This is a genomic window from Methanimicrococcus stummii, from assembly GCF_032594435.1.
GTDB classification, from domain to species: Archaea; Halobacteriota; Methanosarcinia; order Methanosarcinales; family Methanosarcinaceae; genus Methanimicrococcus; species Methanimicrococcus stummii.
This window is the reverse complement of sequence record NZ_CP131062.1, coordinates 709,575-729,410: the sequence shown is the minus strand read 5'-3', so window position 1 is coordinate 729,410 and position 19,836 is coordinate 709,575. Positions and strand designations below refer to the sequence as shown.

General features: G+C 43.4%; 18 protein-coding genes and 2 tRNA genes. 9 read left to right on the top strand and 11 right to left on the bottom strand.

What is annotated here, in order from left to right; all coding sequences use genetic code 11:
• Positions 1-62: 62 nt before the first annotated feature.
• From MmiEs2_RS03565 to MmiEs2_RS03550, 4 genes are all read right to left on the bottom strand, one after another.
• Positions 63-812 (bottom strand): MarC family protein, encoded by a 750-nt coding sequence (locus MmiEs2_RS03565; RefSeq protein WP_316560059.1) that lies wholly within the window; start codon positions 810-812, stop codon positions 63-65.
• A 146-nt stretch (positions 813-958) separates the two neighbouring features.
• The gene (locus MmiEs2_RS03560; RefSeq protein WP_316560058.1) at positions 959-2,167 is read right to left on the bottom strand and encodes a potassium channel family protein; all 1,209 of its coding nucleotides are present in this window, start codon (positions 2,165-2,167) and stop codon (positions 959-961) included.
• A 138-nt stretch (positions 2,168-2,305) separates the two neighbouring features.
• A complete protein-coding gene (locus MmiEs2_RS03555) occupies positions 2,306-2,869 on the bottom strand; it encodes a magnesium transporter (protein ID WP_316560057.1) in 564 nt (187 codons plus the stop codon).
• Positions 2,866-3,483, bottom strand: coding sequence for a magnesium transporter (locus tag MmiEs2_RS03550; RefSeq protein ID WP_316560056.1), 618 nt, complete (start codon positions 3,481-3,483; stop codon positions 2,866-2,868). The genes MmiEs2_RS03555 and MmiEs2_RS03550 overlap by 4 nt, the downstream gene beginning before the upstream one ends.
• 99 nt (positions 3,484-3,582) lie before the next feature.
• On the opposite strand from MmiEs2_RS03550, the gene MmiEs2_RS03545 reads away from it, so the two are divergent.
• The 8 genes from MmiEs2_RS03545 to MmiEs2_RS03510 all read left to right on the top strand — a co-directional run bounded on the left by MmiEs2_RS03545 (position 3,583) and on the right by MmiEs2_RS03510 (position 13,352).
• A tRNA-Val gene (locus MmiEs2_RS03545) sits at positions 3,583-3,656 on the top strand.
• Positions 3,657-3,728: 72 nt separating this feature from the next.
• Positions 3,729-3,802 (top strand) — tRNA-Val (locus tag MmiEs2_RS03540).
• Between the two features lie 174 nt (positions 3,803-3,976).
• Complete coding sequence (locus tag MmiEs2_RS03535) at positions 3,977-4,909, top strand: hypothetical protein (protein ID WP_316560055.1); 933 nt, start codon at positions 3,977-3,979, stop codon at positions 4,907-4,909.
• A gap of 80 nt (positions 4,910-4,989) precedes the next feature.
• Entirely contained in the window at positions 4,990-5,202 is a 213-nt protein-coding gene (locus MmiEs2_RS03530) for a hypothetical protein (protein WP_316560054.1), read from the top strand.
• Positions 5,203-5,446: 244 nt separating this feature from the next.
• Positions 5,447-7,495 carry a beta-propeller domain-containing protein gene (locus MmiEs2_RS03525; protein WP_316560053.1) on the top strand — a complete coding sequence of 683 codons (2,049 nt, stop codon included), beginning with the start codon at positions 5,447-5,449 and terminating at the stop codon, positions 7,493-7,495.
• 290 nt (positions 7,496-7,785) lie between these two features.
• The gene (locus MmiEs2_RS03520) at positions 7,786-9,792 is read left to right on the top strand and encodes a beta-propeller domain-containing protein (protein ID WP_316560052.1); all 2,007 of its coding nucleotides are present in this window, start codon (positions 7,786-7,788) and stop codon (positions 9,790-9,792) included.
• Positions 9,793-9,906: 114 nt separating this feature from the next.
• Positions 9,907-11,502 carry a thiamine pyrophosphate-dependent enzyme gene (locus tag MmiEs2_RS03515; RefSeq protein WP_316560051.1) on the top strand — a complete coding sequence of 532 codons (1,596 nt, stop codon included), beginning with the start codon at positions 9,907-9,909 and terminating at the stop codon, positions 11,500-11,502.
• Positions 11,503-11,585: 83 nt separating this feature from the next.
• A complete protein-coding gene (locus tag MmiEs2_RS03510; protein WP_316560050.1) occupies positions 11,586-13,352 on the top strand; it encodes a DUF4139 domain-containing protein in 1,767 nt (588 codons plus the stop codon).
• A gap of 98 nt (positions 13,353-13,450) precedes the next feature.
• Here MmiEs2_RS03510 and cutA read toward each other — a convergent pair whose 3' ends face one another.
• The 7 genes from cutA to MmiEs2_RS03475 all read right to left on the bottom strand — a co-directional run bounded on the left by cutA (position 13,451) and on the right by MmiEs2_RS03475 (position 17,932).
• Positions 13,451-13,798, bottom strand: coding sequence for a divalent cation tolerance protein CutA (gene cutA, locus MmiEs2_RS03505; protein ID WP_316560049.1), 348 nt, complete (start codon positions 13,796-13,798; stop codon positions 13,451-13,453).
• A 38-nt stretch (positions 13,799-13,836) separates the two neighbouring features.
• Positions 13,837-14,898, bottom strand: a complete 1,062-nt coding sequence (hypE, locus tag MmiEs2_RS03500; protein WP_316560048.1) for a hydrogenase expression/formation protein HypE — start codon at positions 14,896-14,898, stop codon at positions 13,837-13,839.
• 45 nt (positions 14,899-14,943) lie between these two features.
• A complete protein-coding gene (hypB, locus tag MmiEs2_RS03495; protein ID WP_316560047.1) occupies positions 14,944-15,636 on the bottom strand; it encodes a hydrogenase nickel incorporation protein HypB in 693 nt (230 codons plus the stop codon).
• Positions 15,637-15,723: 87 nt separating this feature from the next.
• Positions 15,724-16,092 (bottom strand): hydrogenase/urease maturation nickel metallochaperone HypA, encoded by a 369-nt coding sequence (locus MmiEs2_RS03490; protein WP_316560046.1) that lies wholly within the window; start codon positions 16,090-16,092, stop codon positions 15,724-15,726.
• The gene (locus MmiEs2_RS03485) at positions 16,085-16,516 is read right to left on the bottom strand and encodes an MmcQ/YjbR family DNA-binding protein (protein WP_316560045.1); all 432 of its coding nucleotides are present in this window, start codon (positions 16,514-16,516) and stop codon (positions 16,085-16,087) included. Before MmiEs2_RS03485 ends, MmiEs2_RS03490 begins: the two co-directional genes overlap by 8 nt.
• A gap of 22 nt (positions 16,517-16,538) precedes the next feature.
• Entirely contained in the window at positions 16,539-17,633 is a 1,095-nt protein-coding gene (gene hypD, locus MmiEs2_RS03480) for a hydrogenase formation protein HypD (protein WP_316560044.1), read from the bottom strand.
• Between the two features lie 11 nt (positions 17,634-17,644).
• The gene (locus MmiEs2_RS03475; RefSeq protein ID WP_316560043.1) at positions 17,645-17,932 is read right to left on the bottom strand and encodes a HypC/HybG/HupF family hydrogenase formation chaperone; all 288 of its coding nucleotides are present in this window, start codon (positions 17,930-17,932) and stop codon (positions 17,645-17,647) included.
• Between the two features lie 747 nt (positions 17,933-18,679).
• Here MmiEs2_RS03475 and MmiEs2_RS03470 point away from each other — a divergent pair.
• Entirely contained in the window at positions 18,680-19,831 is a 1,152-nt protein-coding gene (locus MmiEs2_RS03470) for a hydrogenase small subunit (RefSeq protein WP_316560042.1), read from the top strand.
• The last annotated feature ends 5 nt before the right edge of the window (positions 19,832-19,836 follow it).

The following is a 19,836-nucleotide window of genomic DNA, read 5'->3' as shown; positions in this document are numbered from 1 at the left end:
GTTCGCCGCTGCGTTTACGCGGTCGTTTTACTGCTGCCGTGCGGGCTGTGTTTGCTGTGCGCTTACACGGGTGGGTTTGCTGCGTCGGCTGCGGTGCCGGTTGCCGTGTCTGCGGCGCCGGCAAGCGCTGCCGGATCCGCCGCTGCCGTTCCGTTCAGCGGTTCAATGAATTCGGCGAGCAGATTTCTCAGCAAATCCGTGATGTAATTTTGAAGGCCGGTCATAATCATGCCGACGGCGAGCGCGGACAAAAGCAGGCCGAGGGGACGCGTAATCACAAGCATTCCGGTGTAGCTGATGCGCTTGCTGATGGCTTCGGATGAGCGGAACATAAGGTAAGCGATTGAATAAACGGCGACGATTGCGATTAAGACGATTAAAACGCCCCAAATGTCCTGACCGCCGGTTAAAATAATCACGGTTGAAATCGTTCCCGGTCCGCAAAGGAGCGGAATTGCGATCGGAAAAACCCAGAAATCCTTGTCGGTTGATTCGGCAATTCCCGTTGATGAGACGATCGGATTGACTTTTGCCGTCATCATGTTAAAGCCGACGGAAATCAAAATGATACCGCCCGCGATTCTGAGCGCGTCAATGTTAATGTTGAACAGGTTTAAAACAAACGAACCGGCAACGGCAAAGAAAAGCGCCATTCCCATCGCAAGCAATATGGATTTCTTCGCGTATTGATTTTTGGATTTTTGCTGGTAACCGCTGGTCATCGACATAAAAGTAAACAAACCGCTGAGCGGATTAACAATGACGAAAACGGCGGTAAAAGCAAAAATAAAAGAAGCGATGACGTTATCCATTTTTTTGACACCTGATTTTCATAATCTTAAATCATTTCATTCTCGTTTGATTTATTATTACACGAATTTATATAAAATAAATACGGTGTCCGATTTACCGGACAAGCCGTGTTTTGCAAGGCAGTTTTTTACATTTTTTTACAAAATTATACATTCACCGGACAAGAACACATTTCATTCAACGCTTCTTCGCCCGAGCGCGATCCGCGCGCGATTAAGACATCATTTTCCTGAATCGTGATTTTTCCGCTGATGGAATAAAGCCAGCGGTTTTCTCTTTTAATCGCGAGAACATGGATTCCGGTTTCGGTTTCAAGTCTCAGTTCTTTAAGCGTTTTTCCGATAATCGGCGAGCAGTCGGCGACTTCGACTTTGATAATCACTTCATCGGATTCGCGAACCGCCATCGCGATAATCGGATGAAGACCGATTTCACGAATCACAGGATCGGCGATGTCGGACGCCGCATTTGAAATCTTCTCAGATGCGCTTGAGAAGATTAAAAGACCTTTATAATCCGTCAAATCTTCGTCTTCGCCGGCAGAGGCGGCCGCTTCTAAAACCAAATCCTGAACTTCGTATTTCATTTCGTCCAAATGCTGTTCAATCGCCTGAACCTCGTGCGCGATATCTTTGTTGTTGAGCAAAAGCGCGGAATACGCGAGGCCGACAGAGAGTTCGCACATGTTTTTCATCTCAACGATGATGTCGATGGAGCGGTCAAATTCGGCCGGATCGTTGTAATCGATGACTTTTCGCGGCGTGTAAATCTTGTTTGTCGCTTTCTTAAAGAAAATCGGAACGCCTTCGTCATGGCCGCGCGCGATTAAGACATCGTCTTGGCGCAGACGCGTTTCGCTGTTGGGCGCGTAAATCCATTCGGAATTGCGGCGCATCGCGATAATCCACATGCCGGTTTCAATGTCGAGTTCCAAATCGCCGAGCGTTTGTCCGACCATTTCGGATTCTTCATTCAGGCGAACTTTGACAATGGTTTCGTTCGCGTTTCTGAGTGCAACTTTCAGGCGGTCGGGAATGGAAATGTCCATCAAAACGCATTTTGAGATTTCCATCGCGGCGTTTGCGATGTATTCTGAGGCGGCGGCAACTTCCAGCACGCCGAGGAGCTGTTCGGCTTCTTCGATGCGGCGCGTGCTTAAAATTGCGCCCATCTTGATTTGGTAGTCAAGCATGTCCATGTTTTCTTCCAAATGCATGACTTCTTCGGCGATGTCTTCGTCGTCGTAAATCATCGCCGAGTATGCCAAATCCACCATCAGTTCAGACGTGTCTTTCATTTCAACCAGCAATTCCTTCAAATTGCGCGGCTTATATTGATATCGATTTTTAGCCATACAGCACAAACCATCCTTTTTTAAATTTTCTTAAATTTGCCGTTTCGAGACGGCGGTTAATGTCCTAAAGTCCGATTCTGAATCGTATTTTTAATATTTTTTAGTTTTAAATTGATAATTTACATTGATAATTTTGAATTAAATCACAACCAACCCGAAAGCAATAATCGCAATCATTATGCCGATAACGCCAACCAAGTCGCCCATACTGGCGACAATCGGAATCACAACATCATCGGGATCAATTCCGATTTTATGAGACAGCGCCGAAAAAGCGACGGCTGTTGTGTAAACGATTAAAATATCCAATATCACAACGATGAAACTGACGCCGAAAATCAGCATGACGGATGTTCCGTAGCCGAGCGCGAGATTGATCAGATAAACGATGACGCTGACGAAAACGGATGAAATGACGGCGACAATAATTGCGGCAATCACGCTGTTTTTGACAACGGGGTTATTGAGAATTCCGCGGCTCAAACCGAGATGAAACGCCGATGAAAGGCGTGAGCCGAGCATGCTTCCCGTATCGCCGCCGATTTTTAGCAAAACCGGCATCAGGATGAGAAGTGTCGGATATTCGATGAGAATGTCTTCTTGATAACCGAGAAGCAAACCGACGATGATTGCCATGAAGCAAGTAATAATTAAAATCGGCAAACCGCCTTTGACAAGGCCGGAAACGGTGTAATAACTCATATCATCAACACCAGCCTTGCGAATATGAAAATCATCATGACAGAGATGATGTCGCCGATTGTCGCAATCGACGGCGTGACAACGTTGTCGGGATCAAACCCGAAGCGGAACGCGCCGATTGATAAATAAACGGAAATAAATGAAAGAATTAATCCGGAAAACATGCCGGACAATAATGAAATCAAAACCAATTTTATGAGCCCTGCGCTGCCGAATCCCAAAAGAACGGAAACGTAATGGCCGAGGATGCCCAGGAAAACGGAAATGATGATTGTCAAAAGCATCGAGCCGATGATGTTGTTCGTCAGCTCGCGGTTTTTAAAATCAATTTTTGTAATCAGACCCATGTGAATCGCGCTTCCCAAACGAGATCCGAGGGTTGATGAAATGTTTCCGCGAAGTCCCATGACGCCGGGAATAATCACAATCAAGCCGGGAATTAATTCCAACTCATTCGTCATGCCGGATAAAATAACGCCTGAAATAACGCCGCCGACAACCGCAATGAGTTCAAAAGGCAGCGCCTCTTTGACAATTGAGGTAACGCTGGCATATTCTCCCAAGTATTGCTCAACGTATTCGGCTTCCGCGTCTTCGCGTTCACGGTGAGGCATAAATACGTATTAAGAGAACAAATAGATATAAATGCTGTTGTACCGGAATCGGTTTTGAAAGAAACTTATTTATAGGAAGTTTCCGTTTTTTTCGAAGTTGGGCTCGTGGTCTAGATGGTCATGACACCGCCTTTACACGGCGGAGGTCCTGAGTTCGAATCTCAGCGGGCCCATGAAACATTTTGATTTTGTTTTCATGGCGGAAACGTATAAAAGCAAAAACAACCAATACAACTTACTTTACTGGGCTCGTGGTCTAGATGGTTATGACGTCGCCTTCACACGGCGGAGGTCCTGAGTTCGAATCTCAGCGGGCCCATCTTATTTTTTGTTTTGTTCTAATCATTTGATTATTTTCAATTTTCAATTGCTTTTACTTCTTCTCATTTATTTTATTCGATTTTTATGTTTTCATTTTTTATTTTTTTGTTTTTGATTTCTTTTCGTTTACGGAAGAGAATTGTTTTATATCAGCAAAACCTCTTTTTTTGCTATGGAACTCTCAGATATTCCCATTTATGTTTATCCGATTCTGTTTATTTTGCTTGTCATTATCGTTGCCGTCGTCAGTTTATTGATCGGCAAGCGCAAATACAACAAGGATAACGGTATCGTTAAGGAAAAGAAAGTTAAAGAGCCGAAGCAAAAGAAGGCGAAAGAGGGCAAAAAACTCAAACGCGCCGAAGAATCCGCGCCGGCAAAGTTTACAGACGAATTTGATTCCGATGAAGACTACGACAACGCCGTCGAGTCTTTAAAATCCGAATCCGGAAAACCGAAACAAAAAGTCGACGGCCCGGTTATCGTTGTTGATGAAAACAAAGTCAACGAAGAAGAAGTCATTGAATGGAAACCGCCGTCGGATGACAAAGCTGTCGTCGATGCCGCGCCCGAATCCGACGCTTCCGTGACGGACACTGCCGCGCAAAATTCTGCCGTTGCTGCCACTGCCGCCGCCGCTCCCCTCGCCGCGCCGTCCGAAGAAAATTGGGACGACGATGATTTGGAACTTTTCGAAGCCCGCGCTTATTCTTTTGATGAAGAAACGCAGTCCGGCTATGTTTCCGGAAAACCGTCCGATGCGGATGCCGAACCTGTGATTGAAGCGCCGGTTGAAACGCCTTATGCTTTCCGCGAACGAAAAGAATCGTCCCGCGACCCGGCCGATGACGAAGGTGTTCAGGTTTTTGAAAATACAGACGAAAAACCCGAACCCGCCGCGCCGAAAGCAAAAGACGAAAAAGCCAACAACACCAAATACGCTTATTTCGATGCCGTTATGGAAAAGGAAAAATCCGAAGTCAAAGAAACGGAATGGCAGCCGCCGCAGGCGCGCTCCAAGCCGGAATCATCACTGGCAGAAACGTCAAACAAACCGAAAAAATCAATGCAGTATATTGAATTGGATTTGGACGACAAAGAATAATTTTTTATTTAACAAGGCGGACAATCTTTCGATTGTCCGCTTTTTTTTGGTTTTTGTTCGTTTTTTGTTTTTTAAATTTCTTGAAAAAACGAGGGCAGTGTTTCATTCTTTTTCGAAAAGCGGAGCAGCTCGCGCGCGCCGACGGCGGCAGCAGCGACGGACAGCAGGCGCAGGCAGCAACGCAAACCCGGGACAGTACCCACGTTCGCGAAGCGAACGGCTGCTCTAAAAAGCAGATACATGTGGCAACGGAAACGGCGAGATACCGGCAGCAAGCGCAAACAGCAAGGTAGCAGCAGCAAGCGCAAACAGAAAGGCAGCGGCAGCAAATGTAAACCCATCGGTAATCATTAAAAAGGGCATTTTTAATTTATTTCAAAAATTTTATTTAATTTTTCCTTTAACTGCAATTTCGGTTGCAGTTTTATAAATATATAAATAGAATCTGACCCTTGTTTTCCATATCTGTTTAATGCTGCCGCATTTATTTGAAGTGACGAAGATAAGCGGCATTAAATTGTTTCAGAAGGACTTTTTATGAAATACAAAATGCATATTCTCTTGGTTTTGTGTCTTGTCATTGCCGGCGCGGTTGTTGCCGGCGGCTGTTTATCAGCCGACAAAGACAAAGATTTGGATAACGTCGGCATGACGTCGTTTAAATCTGAAAAAGAATTGAAAAACTATCTCGAAAACAGCGGATCCTTAAACACAAGATCCGTGTCAGGCGGAAGCATCGCAAAGACAACCGCCCCGTCTCCCGCGCCCGAAGCAGCCGTTTCGGAAGCTTCGATGGACAGCGGCGCCAATTATAATTCGGCCGGCGGCGCGGATTATTCCCAGACAAATGTTCAAATCGCAGGCGTTGACGAAGCCGATATTGTTAAAACGGACGGCAAAGTCATCTATTACACGCCGAATCTGTATTATACCAAAAATGTAACGCTTCACAACGATTCAAAATATCCTTATTACACTTACGATACCTATCAAATGACGCTTGTCATTAACGCGATGCCTGCCGAAACCGCATCCATTATTTCCAAAATTACGGAAACCGGCGGCAATCTTTACTTAGCGGACGATCTTTTAATTACGATTTCAACCGACTACAAAATTCACAAAATCATCGCTTATGACATTTCCGACCCGACAGCGCCGAAAGTTATGTGGGAACAGGAATATGAAGGCTATTACGTTGATTCCCGCTTAATTGACGACAAATTGTATTTCGTCGCGAACGAATACGGTTTCGGCGTTTTCCCGTTAATGTACATGGGCAGAGAATTGGCTTACTCCGACTGTTACTACCCGTTCGGCCCCGACATTATCCGCCCGAACGCCGACATCACTTATTATGTGACCAAATTGGATGTCAAAACCGGCGACGCCGACAAAACAATTGCGCTCATCGGCTCTTACAACACAATTTTGTTCGCATCCGGCGACAATTTGTATATGACAAATTATTATTATCCCGACACGCAGCTCATGTATTTGGATTTCATCGAGTCCAACGGCTCGGATTATTTGCCGTCCGATGTCATGAAATACATCAAAAAAGTCATGGGCTACGACCTCAGCACGCGCATCAAATACATGGCGGTTTCTGAGACAATCGGCAACTACACCGCCGAATTAACGGAAGATGAAAACAACGATTTCTACGACTCTTTCTACAAAGATTACAACGCTTACTCCTCCGCTTTAATCATTGAAGCCGAGAAGACAACAATCACGAAAATCAATTTGGAAACCTTCGATTTGGTTTCAGGCGTTGTTCCCGGAAGAATCAACGATAAATTCGCGATGGACGAAAAAGACGGTTATTTGCGCGTCATTTCAACTGTCGGCGATGATTACAGAACCGAAGAAAGCACGCTTCGTTCCATGGTCAGCATTTTGAATGCCGATATGGAAACCGCCGGAACACTTGACAATGTCGCAGCCGGTGAATATATCCAAACAACGCGCTATGTCGGAAACACGCTTTATTTGATGACATACACCGATAACGATCCGTTCCTTTTGATTGATTTGAGCACGCCTGAAAAACCGGCCGTTCTCGGCGAAATGCAGCTTCAGGGAACTTACAGCTATATTTATCCGATCAGCGACACGCTGCTTGTCGGCTTCGGTTACACCGGCGACTGGAGAGACTGGCGCACAAAACTTTCTCTCTACGACGTTTCCAGCCCCGAAAATCCGGTCGAATTAGATGTTTTCTATTTCAACGATGACGAATATGTCAGCGTTTACGACTACCACGGCTTTACCTGGAACGCGGCGAAAAACCTCATGGTTGTCCCGGGATCTGACACGGCTTATGTCTTTGAAATTAAAGACGGAAAAATCACTTTGATGAAAGAAGATGTTCACAAAGACAGTTACGTCGTCCGCTCCGCTTACATCGGCGATTACCTCTACACGTTCTCCTCTAAGGAAATTCATGTCTACAACATGACAAATTGGCAGCGTGTTCAGGTGATTCCAATCGACCAGCCGGTTTACCCTGACTACGGATCCATTTATCCGACACACGAAGACCCGATTTATCCGACGCACGATGAACCGGTTTACGCGTAAAATGAAAACTGTAAAATGAATTTATTTTAAGAAGGCCGATTTATTTCGGCTTCTTTTTTATTTTTTGATTTTGTTTGTTTTTGATTTTGTTTGTTTTTGATTTTGTTTGTTTTAAATTACGTTTTTGAATTTTATTTTTTTTGATTTTGTTTGTTTTTTATTGAAATTAAAAATAAATCTCCAATTCCTGTTTCCCATCTTATGCAATTTTTTTATATGATAACTGCTTCGTTTATTTTACATTCTGTGTATTAATGTAATCTTTTATCGATTTCAGTTCCGGTGAAAATATGAGAAAAATAAAATTAATTTCATTTGTTTTCCTAAGTGTTGGTTTAATGCTTTTTGCAAGCGGCTGTTTATTTGATTTTGATTCATCAAAAGATTATACTGTCACAGAAATGAAGACTTTTCAATCAGAAGAAGAACTTGCATCTTATCTTAAAACGCTTCGAGAATCATTTGAATATGAGCTGAATTCGAATTATTATAATTTATATTACGGCGTTAATGCAGATTGGGCAGATGAAAATTCGATTTCTGCAAGATCTTTAAATTTTGAAAATGGACGGCTTCCTCAAAGAATAAACAGTACCGATATACAACTCAAAAATTCAAATGAAGCGGATATTGTTCGTATTTCCGGAAATGTCATCTATTACACACCTGATAATGTTTATTTGTCAAATGAAAGACCGTTTACAAAATATCATGCGGAAAAAGAAATGATTTATGATTTAAATCTTAATACTTATGAAATAGATATCGAAATGCCGCAATCCGCTTCTGTTTTTTCGGAAATTGCACCATCGGGAGATATTTTTATTGACGGAAATATACTGGTTGCAACGGATTCGGTTTCTGTGATGGCTTATGATATTAAAAATCCGGCTGAGCCGAAGTTGATGTGGGAAAAAAATGTTGAAGGAAATTATTCTTTTTCATCTCTTTATGACGGAAAATTCTATACTGTTGTACGTCAGAAAACATATGATTATCCGCTTGTCTATATGAATACAACCGTTCCGTTTTCAGATGTTTATTATTCGGAAGTTTCCAATGATTTTTATACCCATCTTGAAACCGTTTATTATATTTCACAATTGAATCTGTCAACAGGGGATTTAGAAGAATGTATTGCCGTGATCGGTCAAGATTCTTCGTATAATCGAAAAGGTTCATTTATTTATTCTGCTGAAGATGATGTTTATTTAGTTAATTCTTATTTCCCGCGAGAAGACCGTTATGCTGAATTTTTAGTTTCACACGGGTCTGATTATTTTCCTAAATCTTTTATCAAAGAAATCAAACAAATTTTGAAAACACCCGATTTTACAGAATATGCCAAAGAGGATGCTGTATCCAATAAAATCGAGAATTACACCGCCGATATGACAGACAGAGAACGCCAATCGTTTATGGAAGAAATTGACAAAGGATACAATCAATATCTGATTGACGAAGGCAAAGGTGCTGAGCAAAGCGTTGTCATTCAAATTCATCTTCCCGATTTATCCGTCGATTCAGGCGTTATTCCGGGAAGCCTGGTGGACGGCAGATCCATGGATAAAAAGGACGGATATTTAAGAGTTGCAACAACGGCAGGCAATGAAAACAGATATATGCCTGCTAACCGAAACAATGGGGTATACATTTTTAATTCGAAGATGGATTTAGTCGGTTCCTTGAATTATTTGCTTTTGGATGATTATGTGACAAGTGCTTGCTTCATTGAAGATTCGCTGCATTTAATACGCCCGAATGAAAGCAGTCCCCGGCTTGTTATTGATCTCAGCAATCCTAATAATCCAGAGCTTGCCGGCGATCTTTTTATTTTCGGTTATTCGGTTTATTTGCAGCCGATTAAAGACAATATTGTTCTCGGTATCAATCAAACGAAGAAAGGGCAGTTGCAATTGACATTGTTTAACATTTCAAACAAAACGGTGCCGAAAGAATTAGATTCTTATGTTTCGGGAGATATTTTAACTTCTTGGACTTATCATACATTCAGCGGTTACATGTTTGATGAAAAAAGAAACATTCTGCTTGTTCCTTCAAGCAGCGGTGTCAGTATTTTTGAAATTAAAAATAATACATTTAATTTACTTAAAGAAGATACGCATCGAAACGGAACAGTCATTCGCGCTGTTTTTGTTGATAATATGCTTTACACTTTTTCCGAAAAAGAAGTCCATGTTATTGAGACTGAAAGTTGGAATACTCTGAAGGTTATTTCTATTCCGCAACCTAATGCGGTTTATTATGAGCGTGACTATGCTGTCGGATATGTTTGACTAGGCAAGTTATTGCCGGTTAAATATCTTTTCTTTTTCTTGTGAATTTGATTTGACACGCAATTTTTTTGTCAACTATAAACTAAATATACTCCTGTTTCCTTTTTCTTTTCAATGACTTTTTTATCGGGTATTTCAGCCGTTCTCAAATCCGCTTCCGACAATTTTGTGAGCGCCGTCTGCGGTGTTCCCGGATCTCCGATGACGGATGTCGTTTCCGCTTTTGAATCTTCCGACGTTGAAACCGATTGGTTCGTGAATGAAAAAATCGCTTTTGAGTGGGCGCTTGGGTATTCTTTTTCAGGCATTCGGTCTTTGGTTGCCGTCAAACACGTCGGCATGAATGTTTTGGCCGATCCGCTCATGACTTCCATGATTCATACAATCGGGGCGGGACTTGTGATTTTGGTCGGCGACGACCCCGAAGTTTCCGGCTCTCAAAATTCTCAGGATTCGCGGTATTACGGAAGTCTTTCTCGTTCTCCCGTTTTTGATCCGGCATCACCGCAGGAAATTTATGATTATTTGGCGGCCGCTTTTCAATTATCCGAAGAAATCAAAGCGCCCGTTATTATTCGCGTCACGGCGGCGGTTTTGAATGAAGAATCGGAAGTCATTGAAACCGATTTTTCAAAACCGGAACCCTCAAACATTGCCGCTGATGAATCTCTTTGGCAATATCGAATGCGCGGCCGCCACTTGCGTTCGCATTTTGAAAATGATGAAATTTTGTCACAGGCGGCAGCAGATTTTTGTTTTGTTGAAAATGCCGGCAAATCAAACAAAAAAAGGCTCGGAATCATCACGTCCGGATACTGTTTTTCTCGGGTTCAATCCGTTTTAGAATCCGTTTCAAAAAACAATATTGGATTGGCCGATTTCGATTTTTCCGTTTTGAAACTCGGTGTTGTTTCACCGCTCTCGATTTCTAAAATCCGACATTTTTTGGAAAATCATGAAACGGTCTTGGTCGCTGAAGAATCCGAACCGTTCATCGAAGACCAAATCCGCGTTTTCGGAAATGTCATCGGAAAACGTTCCGGACATTTGCCGTTTGGCAGCGTGACAACCGCACACATTTTATCGGCGATTGAAAATGCCGGCGTTTCGACTCTTCCTGTTTCAAAAGATCTTGAAATGTTTAAACGGCCGGCCGGGAAATCTTATTTCTGTGACGGCTGCCTTTATCCGTCATTTTATGAAATGCTCGGGCGGCTGAAAGCCGAAACCGGCGTTTATGTTTCAGGCGATATCGGCTGTTCCATGTACGGCATTGTTCCGCCTTATTCCGTTTTGGATTCTGCTGTTTCTCTCGGCGCGGCAATCGGTATCGGCTCGGGTGCCGCGCGCGTGCAAAATCGGAAATCCGTTGCCGTCATCGGCGACTTCGGCTTTTTCCATTCGGGGCTTCTCAGCTTGATTGAAGCGGCTGAAAAAAATGTTCCGTCTTTGATTTACGTTATGCAGAATTCGGCGGCGGCGATGACGGGCGGAAAATTTGCTTACGATCCCGAAAAATTGATTCGGGCGGGGCTTGATTCCGGGGCGAATCCTTTGAATTCCGTTCAGTCTTTTGACTTTGTTTCGGCTGTTGAAGAAGATTTAAATAGTGATATGCAGCTTCTCTTAAAAGCGAGTTTTGAAGAAATCGAAAAGGCAGGTGTTTCCGTTATCATTATCCGTTGGAAATGCCGAAAGTGCCAACCCTGATTGTCTGCGTCGGCAATGAACCGGTTCAAAAGTGAACAGCAGCACACACATTTTAATTCATTTAATAATCGGAGGCAATTGCTATGGAAAATTATACAATTTTATCAAAAGTCGAAGAAGCCGCTGTTTTTTATAACGGCGCAGAATTGGTTCACAAAGCCAAAGCCGCTCTTTCCAAGGGCAGCAGCGAAATTTTTATCGAAGGATTCAGTCCCGGAACGGATCAAAACAGCATTAAAGTCAAGACAACGAACGGCGTTGTCGTCTCCTCTTTTGAATTTTCCGTCAACTATTTGAGAGACGAAACTTTGGGCGAAGAAGCTCAAAAATTAAAAGAAGAAATCAAAATTCAGCAGAAAACGCTTGAAAAAGTTGACGCGGATATTCGGATTCATGAAGAAATGCTTTCGCTGCTTCAGGAAAGTATTGAAAAGAAAACGTCCGGTCCGAAAAAAGGTCCCGACATTGACGATTTAATGAAAGCGCTTGAATTTTTCAAAACAAAATCGGTTGAATTGGACGGCGCGATTCGCGAAGATCGTGAGAAAGCGGAACAAATCCGTGAAAAAATTTACGATTTGTCAAATCAATTCAATCAGGAATCCGTGAAAAATACGAAAACGTCAGGCATTTTAAAATTGAATCTTTCCGCGCCTGCGGACTGCGATTGCGATTTCGAAATTCGCTGCTACACGGAAAATGCCGGCTGGTACCCGTATTATGACATCAATGTGCCCGCCGCCGACAGCCCGATTCAAATTTTATCAAAAGCGAAAGTCCGCCAAACGACCGGCATTGATTGGGACAAAGTCAAAATAACGCTTTCAACCGCCGTTCCGAGCATGGGAAAAGTGGCGCCTCTTTTCAGCACTTGGGTTTTGGATTTTGTCAAACCGATTCCCGTTCCGGCATCAATGCCGTTGGGTCAAATGAAACAAAAACGCATGGCTCAGAACGCTTATTCTTATGACAATATTGAAAAAATGGCGGAAGTTTCATGCTGCATGGAATCGGTTGAAGAATATTGCGACGAGAAAATATACAGCGAACCGATTTACGTCATTGACGGCGTTATCTCCGATTCCGGATATTTCAATTCGATTGACGCGTCCATGATTAAAGAAAACAAATATATGAGTCCGTCCGAAGCGGTCGGAACTTTCGGCTCTTTCGCATCCGGCGGCGCTTATGTTATGACTTTGAAAGGCATGAGCGATTTCGTTTCTGTTTCTGAGAATCAGCTCAACGTCATGTTTGAAATCGAACTTCCGTATTCGATTCCGGGAAACGGCAAAGAACAAAGCATTGACCTCAAAAGCGATGAAGTGAAAGCCGATTTCATGTATTACTGCGCGCCGAAATTGGATTCTGAAACGTATTTGATTGCCGAAATTCCGAATTGGGAGAAGCTCGGGCTTCTCAGCGGAAACGCGAACATCACCTATGACGGAACGTTTATCGGTGAAACTTATATTGACGCAGATTCGACGCGCGACAAACTGTCGCTCACGCTCGGAACCGACAAGCGCGTTGCCGTCAAGCGCGAAAAGCTTAAAGATTTAAGCAGCAAGAGTTTGTTCGGAAACGACATCAAACAGGAATTCGCTTATCAACTGACGGTTCGAAACAATCAGAATAAAGCGGCGCGTATGGTTTTAAAAGATCAATATCCGATTTCTGCCGATAAGGAAATCACGGTTGAAGTCTCCAAAGAATCTGCACCGTTTACTTACAACAAAGAAGACATCGGCGTTGTGACTTGGGAATATGAAATGCAACCGGGAGAATCCAAAACATTCAAACTGGTTTACAGCGTGAAATATCCCAAAGGAAAAGAAGTGAATTTGTAATCGAAAAATCAAAGATTATTAAAAAACCGTTCAAAATAAATCAAAAAATATTCAAGAAATCATTAATGAACAGAATTTTTCTGTTCATTACATTTTATTTATTTTTTAAATTTTAATTGTTTGTCGTCCAAACTGTCATCCATCCATTTTTTAAATCCCGGATTATAGTCCCGAATTCTCAATTTTAAAATGACAGGCGTTTCGTACGGATGTTTCTTTAAAATAAGAGCTTTGGTTTTTTTCCATTTGTCTTCCCGCGTTTTGAAAAAGACGCCGTATTCCTTTTCTTCGTACACGCGCTTGTTCCAAGAATAAATGGCATCATGCTCGCGGATATTCGCGCAGACAACCAGCTTCTTTTCAATCAGTTTTTCTGTCACGGACAAAACCGTCTTTTTGGACGGAAATGTCGCGTAGATGAAAATGTATTGATTTTTCTTTGACATTTATTCTTTCTCCGTTTCTTTAATTTTCGGTTTTGCCGTCAGCAAACGCGAGGAATCGGATCGCCGGTCGGAACGTCAACATAACGCGTGCTTCCGAGCGCCGACACCAAAATAACTTTTCCCGGCTTCTCTTCCGTGACTTCGCCGATGATTGCCGCGTCTTTGCCGTACGGGTGACTTTTTAAAAGTTCCAGAACCGCTTCCGCGCATTCCGGGCGAACGCCGATAACCGTTTTTCCTTCGTTTGCGATTTCAAGCGGGTCTAAGCCGAGCATTTCGCAAGATGTCAAAACAGCTTCCCGAATCGGAAGATTGTCTTCATAAACGCGGACACCGACATTGCTTTTTTGAGCCATTTCATTGAGCGAGTCGGCAACGCCGCCGCGCGTCGGATCTTTCATCGCGGTCACCGCTCTTTTACCGTCGGCGGTTTGAATCGCTAAAATCGGTTCAATCATTTTCCAAAGCGGCGCCGTGTCGGATTCCAAATCCGAATTGAATTCAAAACCTTCGCGTTTTGTAAGAAGCGCCATGCCGTGGTCGGCAATGAAGCCCGAAACAATGATTTTATCGCCGAGCTGAAGGCCGCAGTCGCGAACGGGCGCGTCGCAAATGCCGACGGCTGCAATGTTTATAATAATCGAATCCAAAGCCGTTCCTTCAACGGTTTTTGTATCGCCGGTAATCAAAGGAACGCCGATTTCCAAAAGTGCGGCGTTCATGGACTGAACTACCTTTTCCAAATCCGTAATGCTGAAGCCTTCCGGAATGATCATGCCGCTGCTGACGGCAAGCGGTTGCGCGCCCATGACGGCCAAGTCGTTAATTGCACCGCAGACGGCAACTTTTCCGATGTCGCCGCCCGGAAAGAAAATCGGTTTGACAACATGGCTGTCGGTTGTCATCACAAGTTCGGCGCTTTTGTGATTGTTTAAAAAATCCCGGTCGAGCTCAATTGTCGCGCCGTCATCGAGCGCTTCCAGTCCGACAGATCCGGCTTTCGTGTTCGTGAAATTCTTTAAAATAATGTCGCCGATTAAAGACTGCATTTGCTGGCCGCCCGCACCGTGTTCCATTGAAATTTTATTTTCTCTCGCCATTTTATCCCCGAAATTTCCGATTTTGTATTTGATTGTTTATTGTTATTATTGATTCGCGCCTTTCTTTTCAAGCATCGCGTTTTCAATCGTTTTGACCCATTCCGCAACGGTTTCTTCCTGTTTTTTAGATGTCAGCAAAATCGGAATATTTTCATTCAGCGACTTGGCATCTCTGACCATCGTTGCCGGATCAACGCCGACAGCTTCGGCAATGTCGATTTTGTTGATGATTGCTAAATCCGACGTTTTGAAAATGACGGGGTGTTTTAAAACGATGTCATCGCCTTCGCTCACGCTGACAACGACGATTTTCATATCTTCGCCGAGATCGAAATCCGTCGGGCAGATCAAATTGCCGACATTTTCAATAAACAAAATATCGTAGCCGTTCAAATCATTCTTTTTGAGCAAATCGCTGACGATGTGCGCGTCCAAATGGCATTCCTTTCCTGTGTTTGCCGGAATCGTTTTCACGCCGAGCTTTTCAAAGCGCGCCGCATCCATGTCCGCAATCACGTCGCCTGCGATTGCCGCAACTTTATATTTTTCGCCGAGCGCTTTAATCGCTTCTTCAATCAGCGTCGTTTTGCCCGAGCCGATGGCGCCCATAATGTTGACGGAAAATACGCCCGACTTTTTGAGGCTTTCGCGGTTTTTGTCCGCAAGCTTTCTGTTTTCCTTAAAAACGTCATGACCGATGTTAATTATATGTCCCGTTGCTAAAAAAGAATTCCACATTTTTATCCCTCTGCTTTTATTTTCCTTTGCTTTTCTGTTTTTTATTTTAATCTTCTGTTTTTATTTTTTGATTTTGTTGTGATAACTTTAATCAATATCAATCGAATCAACGGAAAGTTCCGTTCCGCCGATGACTTCCACATTCTTGCCACAAATCGGACAAACCAGCGACACCAAATATTCCAGCATATCCGAATTGTCTTTCACTTCGCCGGGTTTTCCGAAATAACCGCACGAACATCGAATTTCAGGGTCGACATATTCAAACGAATATGCCGCGTTTTCCGCGATTGTTCCTTCGCCGATGGATTTTAAACAAAATTCCAATTGCGTCGGATTCACGTGCGCGATTCGGCCGACTTTCACGCTGATTTGATTGACAATTTTTGCGTCATTGTCCGCAGCGGCTTCCAAAATGCTTTCCATTAAACCGATTGCCAAAGAATATTCATGCATTTTGATTTTCCGCCTGTTCGTTCAATATTTCCTGCTGCGCTTTCTTGCTGAGCGATGCCAGCATTACTTTATGAGACGCGCATACCATGTCGGCAATCACTTCCCGCGGCACTTCGCCGTCTAAATAAACGGTGCTCCAATGCATTTTATTCATGTAATAGCCCGGAACAATGTCATTAAAATCGCGGCGAAGCATATCGCTGAACATCGGTTCTAATTTCAAAGTGATGATGGGGCGCCCGTTTTGATCGTTGATGCCGACGTAAGCGTACATTTTGCCCCGCAGCAAATATTTATACGCTTGCCACGCCGGCTGAAACTCCTTTTCAGTTGCCGGTTGTTTCAGCAACAATTTGTCCAGCCAATCGTAAGTTTCCATGATGTCTGCCGGCCATGGTGTTATACCGTTTGCTGCTGTTACCATTCGTGTTCCTCTTTTTTTAAGCTTAATCACGGCAGTATTTGTACCAGCTGTGACACATGCCCTCGTCGCTGACCATGCACGGGCCGATCGGATTTGTCGGCTTGCATGCTTTCTCAAACATCGGACAGTCGGCAGGCGTTGCCTTTCCGGTCAGAATCGTTGCGCAAATGCAGTTTTTCTTTTTCTTTTTGCGGATTTCGCGCAATTCATTTAAGCTGTCTTCGTAAACTGATTTGTATTTGACGGCGGCATCGTATTCTTTGTATTTGTCTTTTAAACGGTAGCCTGATTCGGGAATGATTCCGAGGCCGCGCCATTCGGCATCGACGATGTCAAACGCTTCGTCCATCATTTTAATCGCAATCGGATTGCCTTCCGTTTTGACGGCGCGGAGATATGCGTTTTCAACATTTGACGTGCCGGCTGCCATTTGATCTAAAAGCATTTTGATGCCGAGGAGAATGTCGTAAGATTCAAAACCTGCGACCGCAATCGGATAGCCGAGTTTCGCGAATTTTTCGTAAGGGACGGTTCCGGTAATGACGGCAACGTGACCGGGCGCGATAAACGCATCGACGTTGATGTCCTGAACAAGCAGATTGATTGCGGGCGGCGTCAATTTTAAGGATGTGTAAATTGAAAAGTTAGACGGCAAACCGCGGCGAACGACGGCAGCGGTTGTCGGAATCGTTGTTTCAAAGCCGATTGAAAAGAAAACGATTTCCTTGTCGGGATTTTCTTCGGCAAGTTTGACAGCATCATCGATTGAATAAACCATTCGAACATCGGCGCCTTCGGCGCGCGCGTCAAACAAGCTTTCTTCCGTTCCGGGAACGCGGAGCATATCGCCGAATGTCACGACGGTTAATCCTTTTTTTGCCAAAAGAATCGCGGTGTCAATGTCGTCGTCCGGCGTCACGCAAACCGGGCAGCCGGGGCCGCTGAGAACTTCGATTCTGTCCGGAAGCAAACTGCGAATGCCGTATTTGGCAATCGTTCGCTCGTGTGTTCCGCAAATGTGCATAATTCGAGCTGATTTCGGATAAGCGGCGATGTTTTCAACCAGTTTTTTCTGAACTTCCACCGGATTTTTAACAAACGGATCCTGCTTTGTCATAAATTCCCTCGTTAAGCGCCGACTTCACGGCTTTCCGTTTTCAAATCTTCGATTTCGCGGTCAAATTCTTCGTTGGCGGCCAGCAATTCTTCAAATGCTTCGGCCGTCAAACGCGCTTCTTCTTCCGTAATCACTGAAATCGCGTAACCGACGTGAACCAAAACGTGGTCGCCGACATTAATTTCAGAAGCGCCGCCAAGCAAATCTAAGTTTACGTCTCTGAAAACGCCGCCGAAATCCACTTCCGCCTTGTTTTCATCAATAATTTTTGAAATTTTTCCCGGAATTGCAATACACATAGTTTTTCCTTCCTCTCTTCTCTTTCCGTTTTGTTGTCTATATTATATGTGAGTTAATGTGATTGTTGAATCAATATTAACAGTCTGTGAGAATCACAATTTATAATTTTAATGATTAATTGAGTCGTTTCTTTCATCCTATAATAAATCTGTGTTTCAAAACCACGAAAATGATTGTTTCATTTTTTTTTGAAATTTTTAATATTTTGATGCTTTCATTCAAATTTTAAAATATTTTGAAATAATTTTCAAATTATTTTGATAATATTCAAAGTTTAAAAAAATCATTTTGAAATTATTTCGAAAATTATTTTCAAATCATCTTCAAATTATTCTCAAAATCATTTGAAATCGTTTTCAAATTATTCTCAAAATTGAAATTGTTTTCAAATAATTTTCAATAAATCATCTTCAAATTTCTAAAATAAATTCCAAAAATCATGCGTTTATTATTCATCATTTATCATTACGGTTCTCAGTATTATTTTCTTTTTTTATTTAAATAGAACGTTTCATCCGATTTTGAATTATATTTTCGGTATGTCAAATTTGTTTCAGATTCTTTTGATTTTTCTAAGTTTTTTAAAAAACAATGTTTGAGCTGTCGAAAAATGTTTTTCGGATTTGTCATTTTTCGCTTCAATCCTGCATGTTTTTTAATGAAAAATGTGGGCAACGTTTATATAGACCATAGCGAATATAGTCTGATGCTACTACTTTATAGTGTTTACAGTAGAGGGTTTTCAAATGGCTAGTGAAAAATTGAATATGATTGAACAATTCAAGAACCTTGATATTCTCAAGGTCGACCGCCGTACTTTCTTAAAGGCGGTAGCTGCCCTCGGTGCTACTTCTTTTGTTTCGCTTTACGGAAATCAGTTAGCCGATGCGTTAGCTGCGTTCCCCGAAACCAAAGTCGTTTGGCTCCACGGTGCAGAATGTACAGGCTGTTCAGAATCCGCATTAAACGGCAGCAGCCCGGAATTTGCGGACGCACTCAGCGAATTAAACATCACTTTGGCTTACCATGAGACGCTTTTGGCGCAGCAGGGTATCTTTGTTGATGACAAGTTGGTCGGCACTTCCGATTTAAACGGCGAAATCTTATTGGAAGAACTCGTCAAAGAAGGCGGCTACATCCTTGTCGTTGAAGGTTCCATCGGAAACGGTCCGGACGGAACAGGCAAAATCAACATGATCGGTAAGCACACTTTCAAAGACATTTACGCAAAAGCTGCGAAAAACGCAGCGGCTGTCATTGCTCTCGGTACATGCGCAACATACGGCGGTATTACGGTTACAGATTGTGACACAAAGAAATACTGCGACTTTATGGGCGTTAACCAAACCGAAAACAAGAAAGGCGGTATGAACAAGGTTCTCGGAATCGACAAACCTGTCATCAACCTCCCCGGATGTCCGGCACACCCCGACTGGTTCTTCTTAACCGTCGCGGCTGTTCTCCTCGGCAAGATTGACTTAAACAACTTAAAAGGCATCTTGGACGACGACGGCAGACCCATGGTCTTCTACCCGCCGAACAGCACACTCCACGACAACTGCCCGAGACGCGGATTCTATGACCGCGGCGTTCTTGACGAAAGATTCGCAGAAGGCGGCTGCCTCTGGAAAGTCGGTTGTAAAGCACCGTACGTCCACGCAGATTGCGCACTCAGAAAATGGAACAACGGAACAAGCGTTTGTATGCAGGCCGGCGGCCCGTGTATCGCTTGCGTCGAACCGATTTTCCCCAACGGCTCAATGCCCTATTATGTTGAAAGAGAAAGCGCAGGCGTCCTGTTCGGCGTCAACATCGGAACCGTTGCAGCTCTTGCAATCGGCGCTGCTGTTACAGCCGCAGCCGTGCACGCTGTCCGCAGAGTTAACAAGGAGAAGTGATGATA

What these genes read in the sequence shown, in the direction of transcription:
- MmiEs2_RS03535 (WP_316560055.1), top strand. Translation starts at nt 3,977, where the DNA reads ATGGAACTCTCAGATATTCCCATTTATGTTTATCCGATTCTGTTTATT.
- MmiEs2_RS03525 (WP_316560053.1), top strand. Translation starts at nt 5,447, where the DNA reads ATGAAATACAAAATGCATATTCTCTTGGTTTTGTGTCTTGTCATTGCC.
- MmiEs2_RS03560 (WP_316560058.1), bottom strand. Translation starts at nt 2,167, where the DNA reads ATGGCTAAAAATCGATATCAATATAAGCCGCGCAATTTGAAGGAATTG.
- MmiEs2_RS03510 (WP_316560050.1), top strand. Translation starts at nt 11,586, where the DNA reads ATGGAAAATTATACAATTTTATCAAAAGTCGAAGAAGCCGCTGTTTTT.
- hypE (WP_316560048.1), bottom strand. Translation starts at nt 14,898, where the DNA reads ATGGCGAGAGAAAATAAAATTTCAATGGAACACGGTGCGGGCGGCCAG.
- hypB (WP_316560047.1), bottom strand. Translation starts at nt 15,636, where the DNA reads ATGTGGAATTCTTTTTTAGCAACGGGACATATAATTAACATCGGTCAT.
- cutA (WP_316560049.1), bottom strand. Translation starts at nt 13,798, where the DNA reads ATGTCAAAGAAAAATCAATACATTTTCATCTACGCGACATTTCCGTCC.
- MmiEs2_RS03475 (WP_316560043.1), bottom strand. Translation starts at nt 17,932, where the DNA reads ATGTGTATTGCAATTCCGGGAAAAATTTCAAAAATTATTGATGAAAAC.
- MmiEs2_RS03520 (WP_316560052.1), top strand. Translation starts at nt 7,786, where the DNA reads ATGAGAAAAATAAAATTAATTTCATTTGTTTTCCTAAGTGTTGGTTTA.
- MmiEs2_RS03470 (WP_316560042.1), top strand. Translation starts at nt 18,680, where the DNA reads ATGGCTAGTGAAAAATTGAATATGATTGAACAATTCAAGAACCTTGAT.
- MmiEs2_RS03485 (WP_316560045.1), bottom strand. Translation starts at nt 16,516, where the DNA reads ATGGTAACAGCAGCAAACGGTATAACACCATGGCCGGCAGACATCATG.
- MmiEs2_RS03515 (WP_316560051.1), top strand. Translation starts at nt 9,907, where the DNA reads ATGACTTTTTTATCGGGTATTTCAGCCGTTCTCAAATCCGCTTCCGAC.
- MmiEs2_RS03490 (WP_316560046.1), bottom strand. Translation starts at nt 16,092, where the DNA reads ATGCATGAATATTCTTTGGCAATCGGTTTAATGGAAAGCATTTTGGAA.
- MmiEs2_RS03550 (WP_316560056.1), bottom strand. Translation starts at nt 3,483, where the DNA reads ATGCCTCACCGTGAACGCGAAGACGCGGAAGCCGAATACGTTGAGCAA.
- MmiEs2_RS03555 (WP_316560057.1), bottom strand. Translation starts at nt 2,869, where the DNA reads ATGAGTTATTACACCGTTTCCGGCCTTGTCAAAGGCGGTTTGCCGATT.
- hypD (WP_316560044.1), bottom strand. Translation starts at nt 17,633, where the DNA reads ATGACAAAGCAGGATCCGTTTGTTAAAAATCCGGTGGAAGTTCAGAAA.
- MmiEs2_RS03565 (WP_316560059.1), bottom strand. Translation starts at nt 812, where the DNA reads ATGGATAACGTCATCGCTTCTTTTATTTTTGCTTTTACCGCCGTTTTC.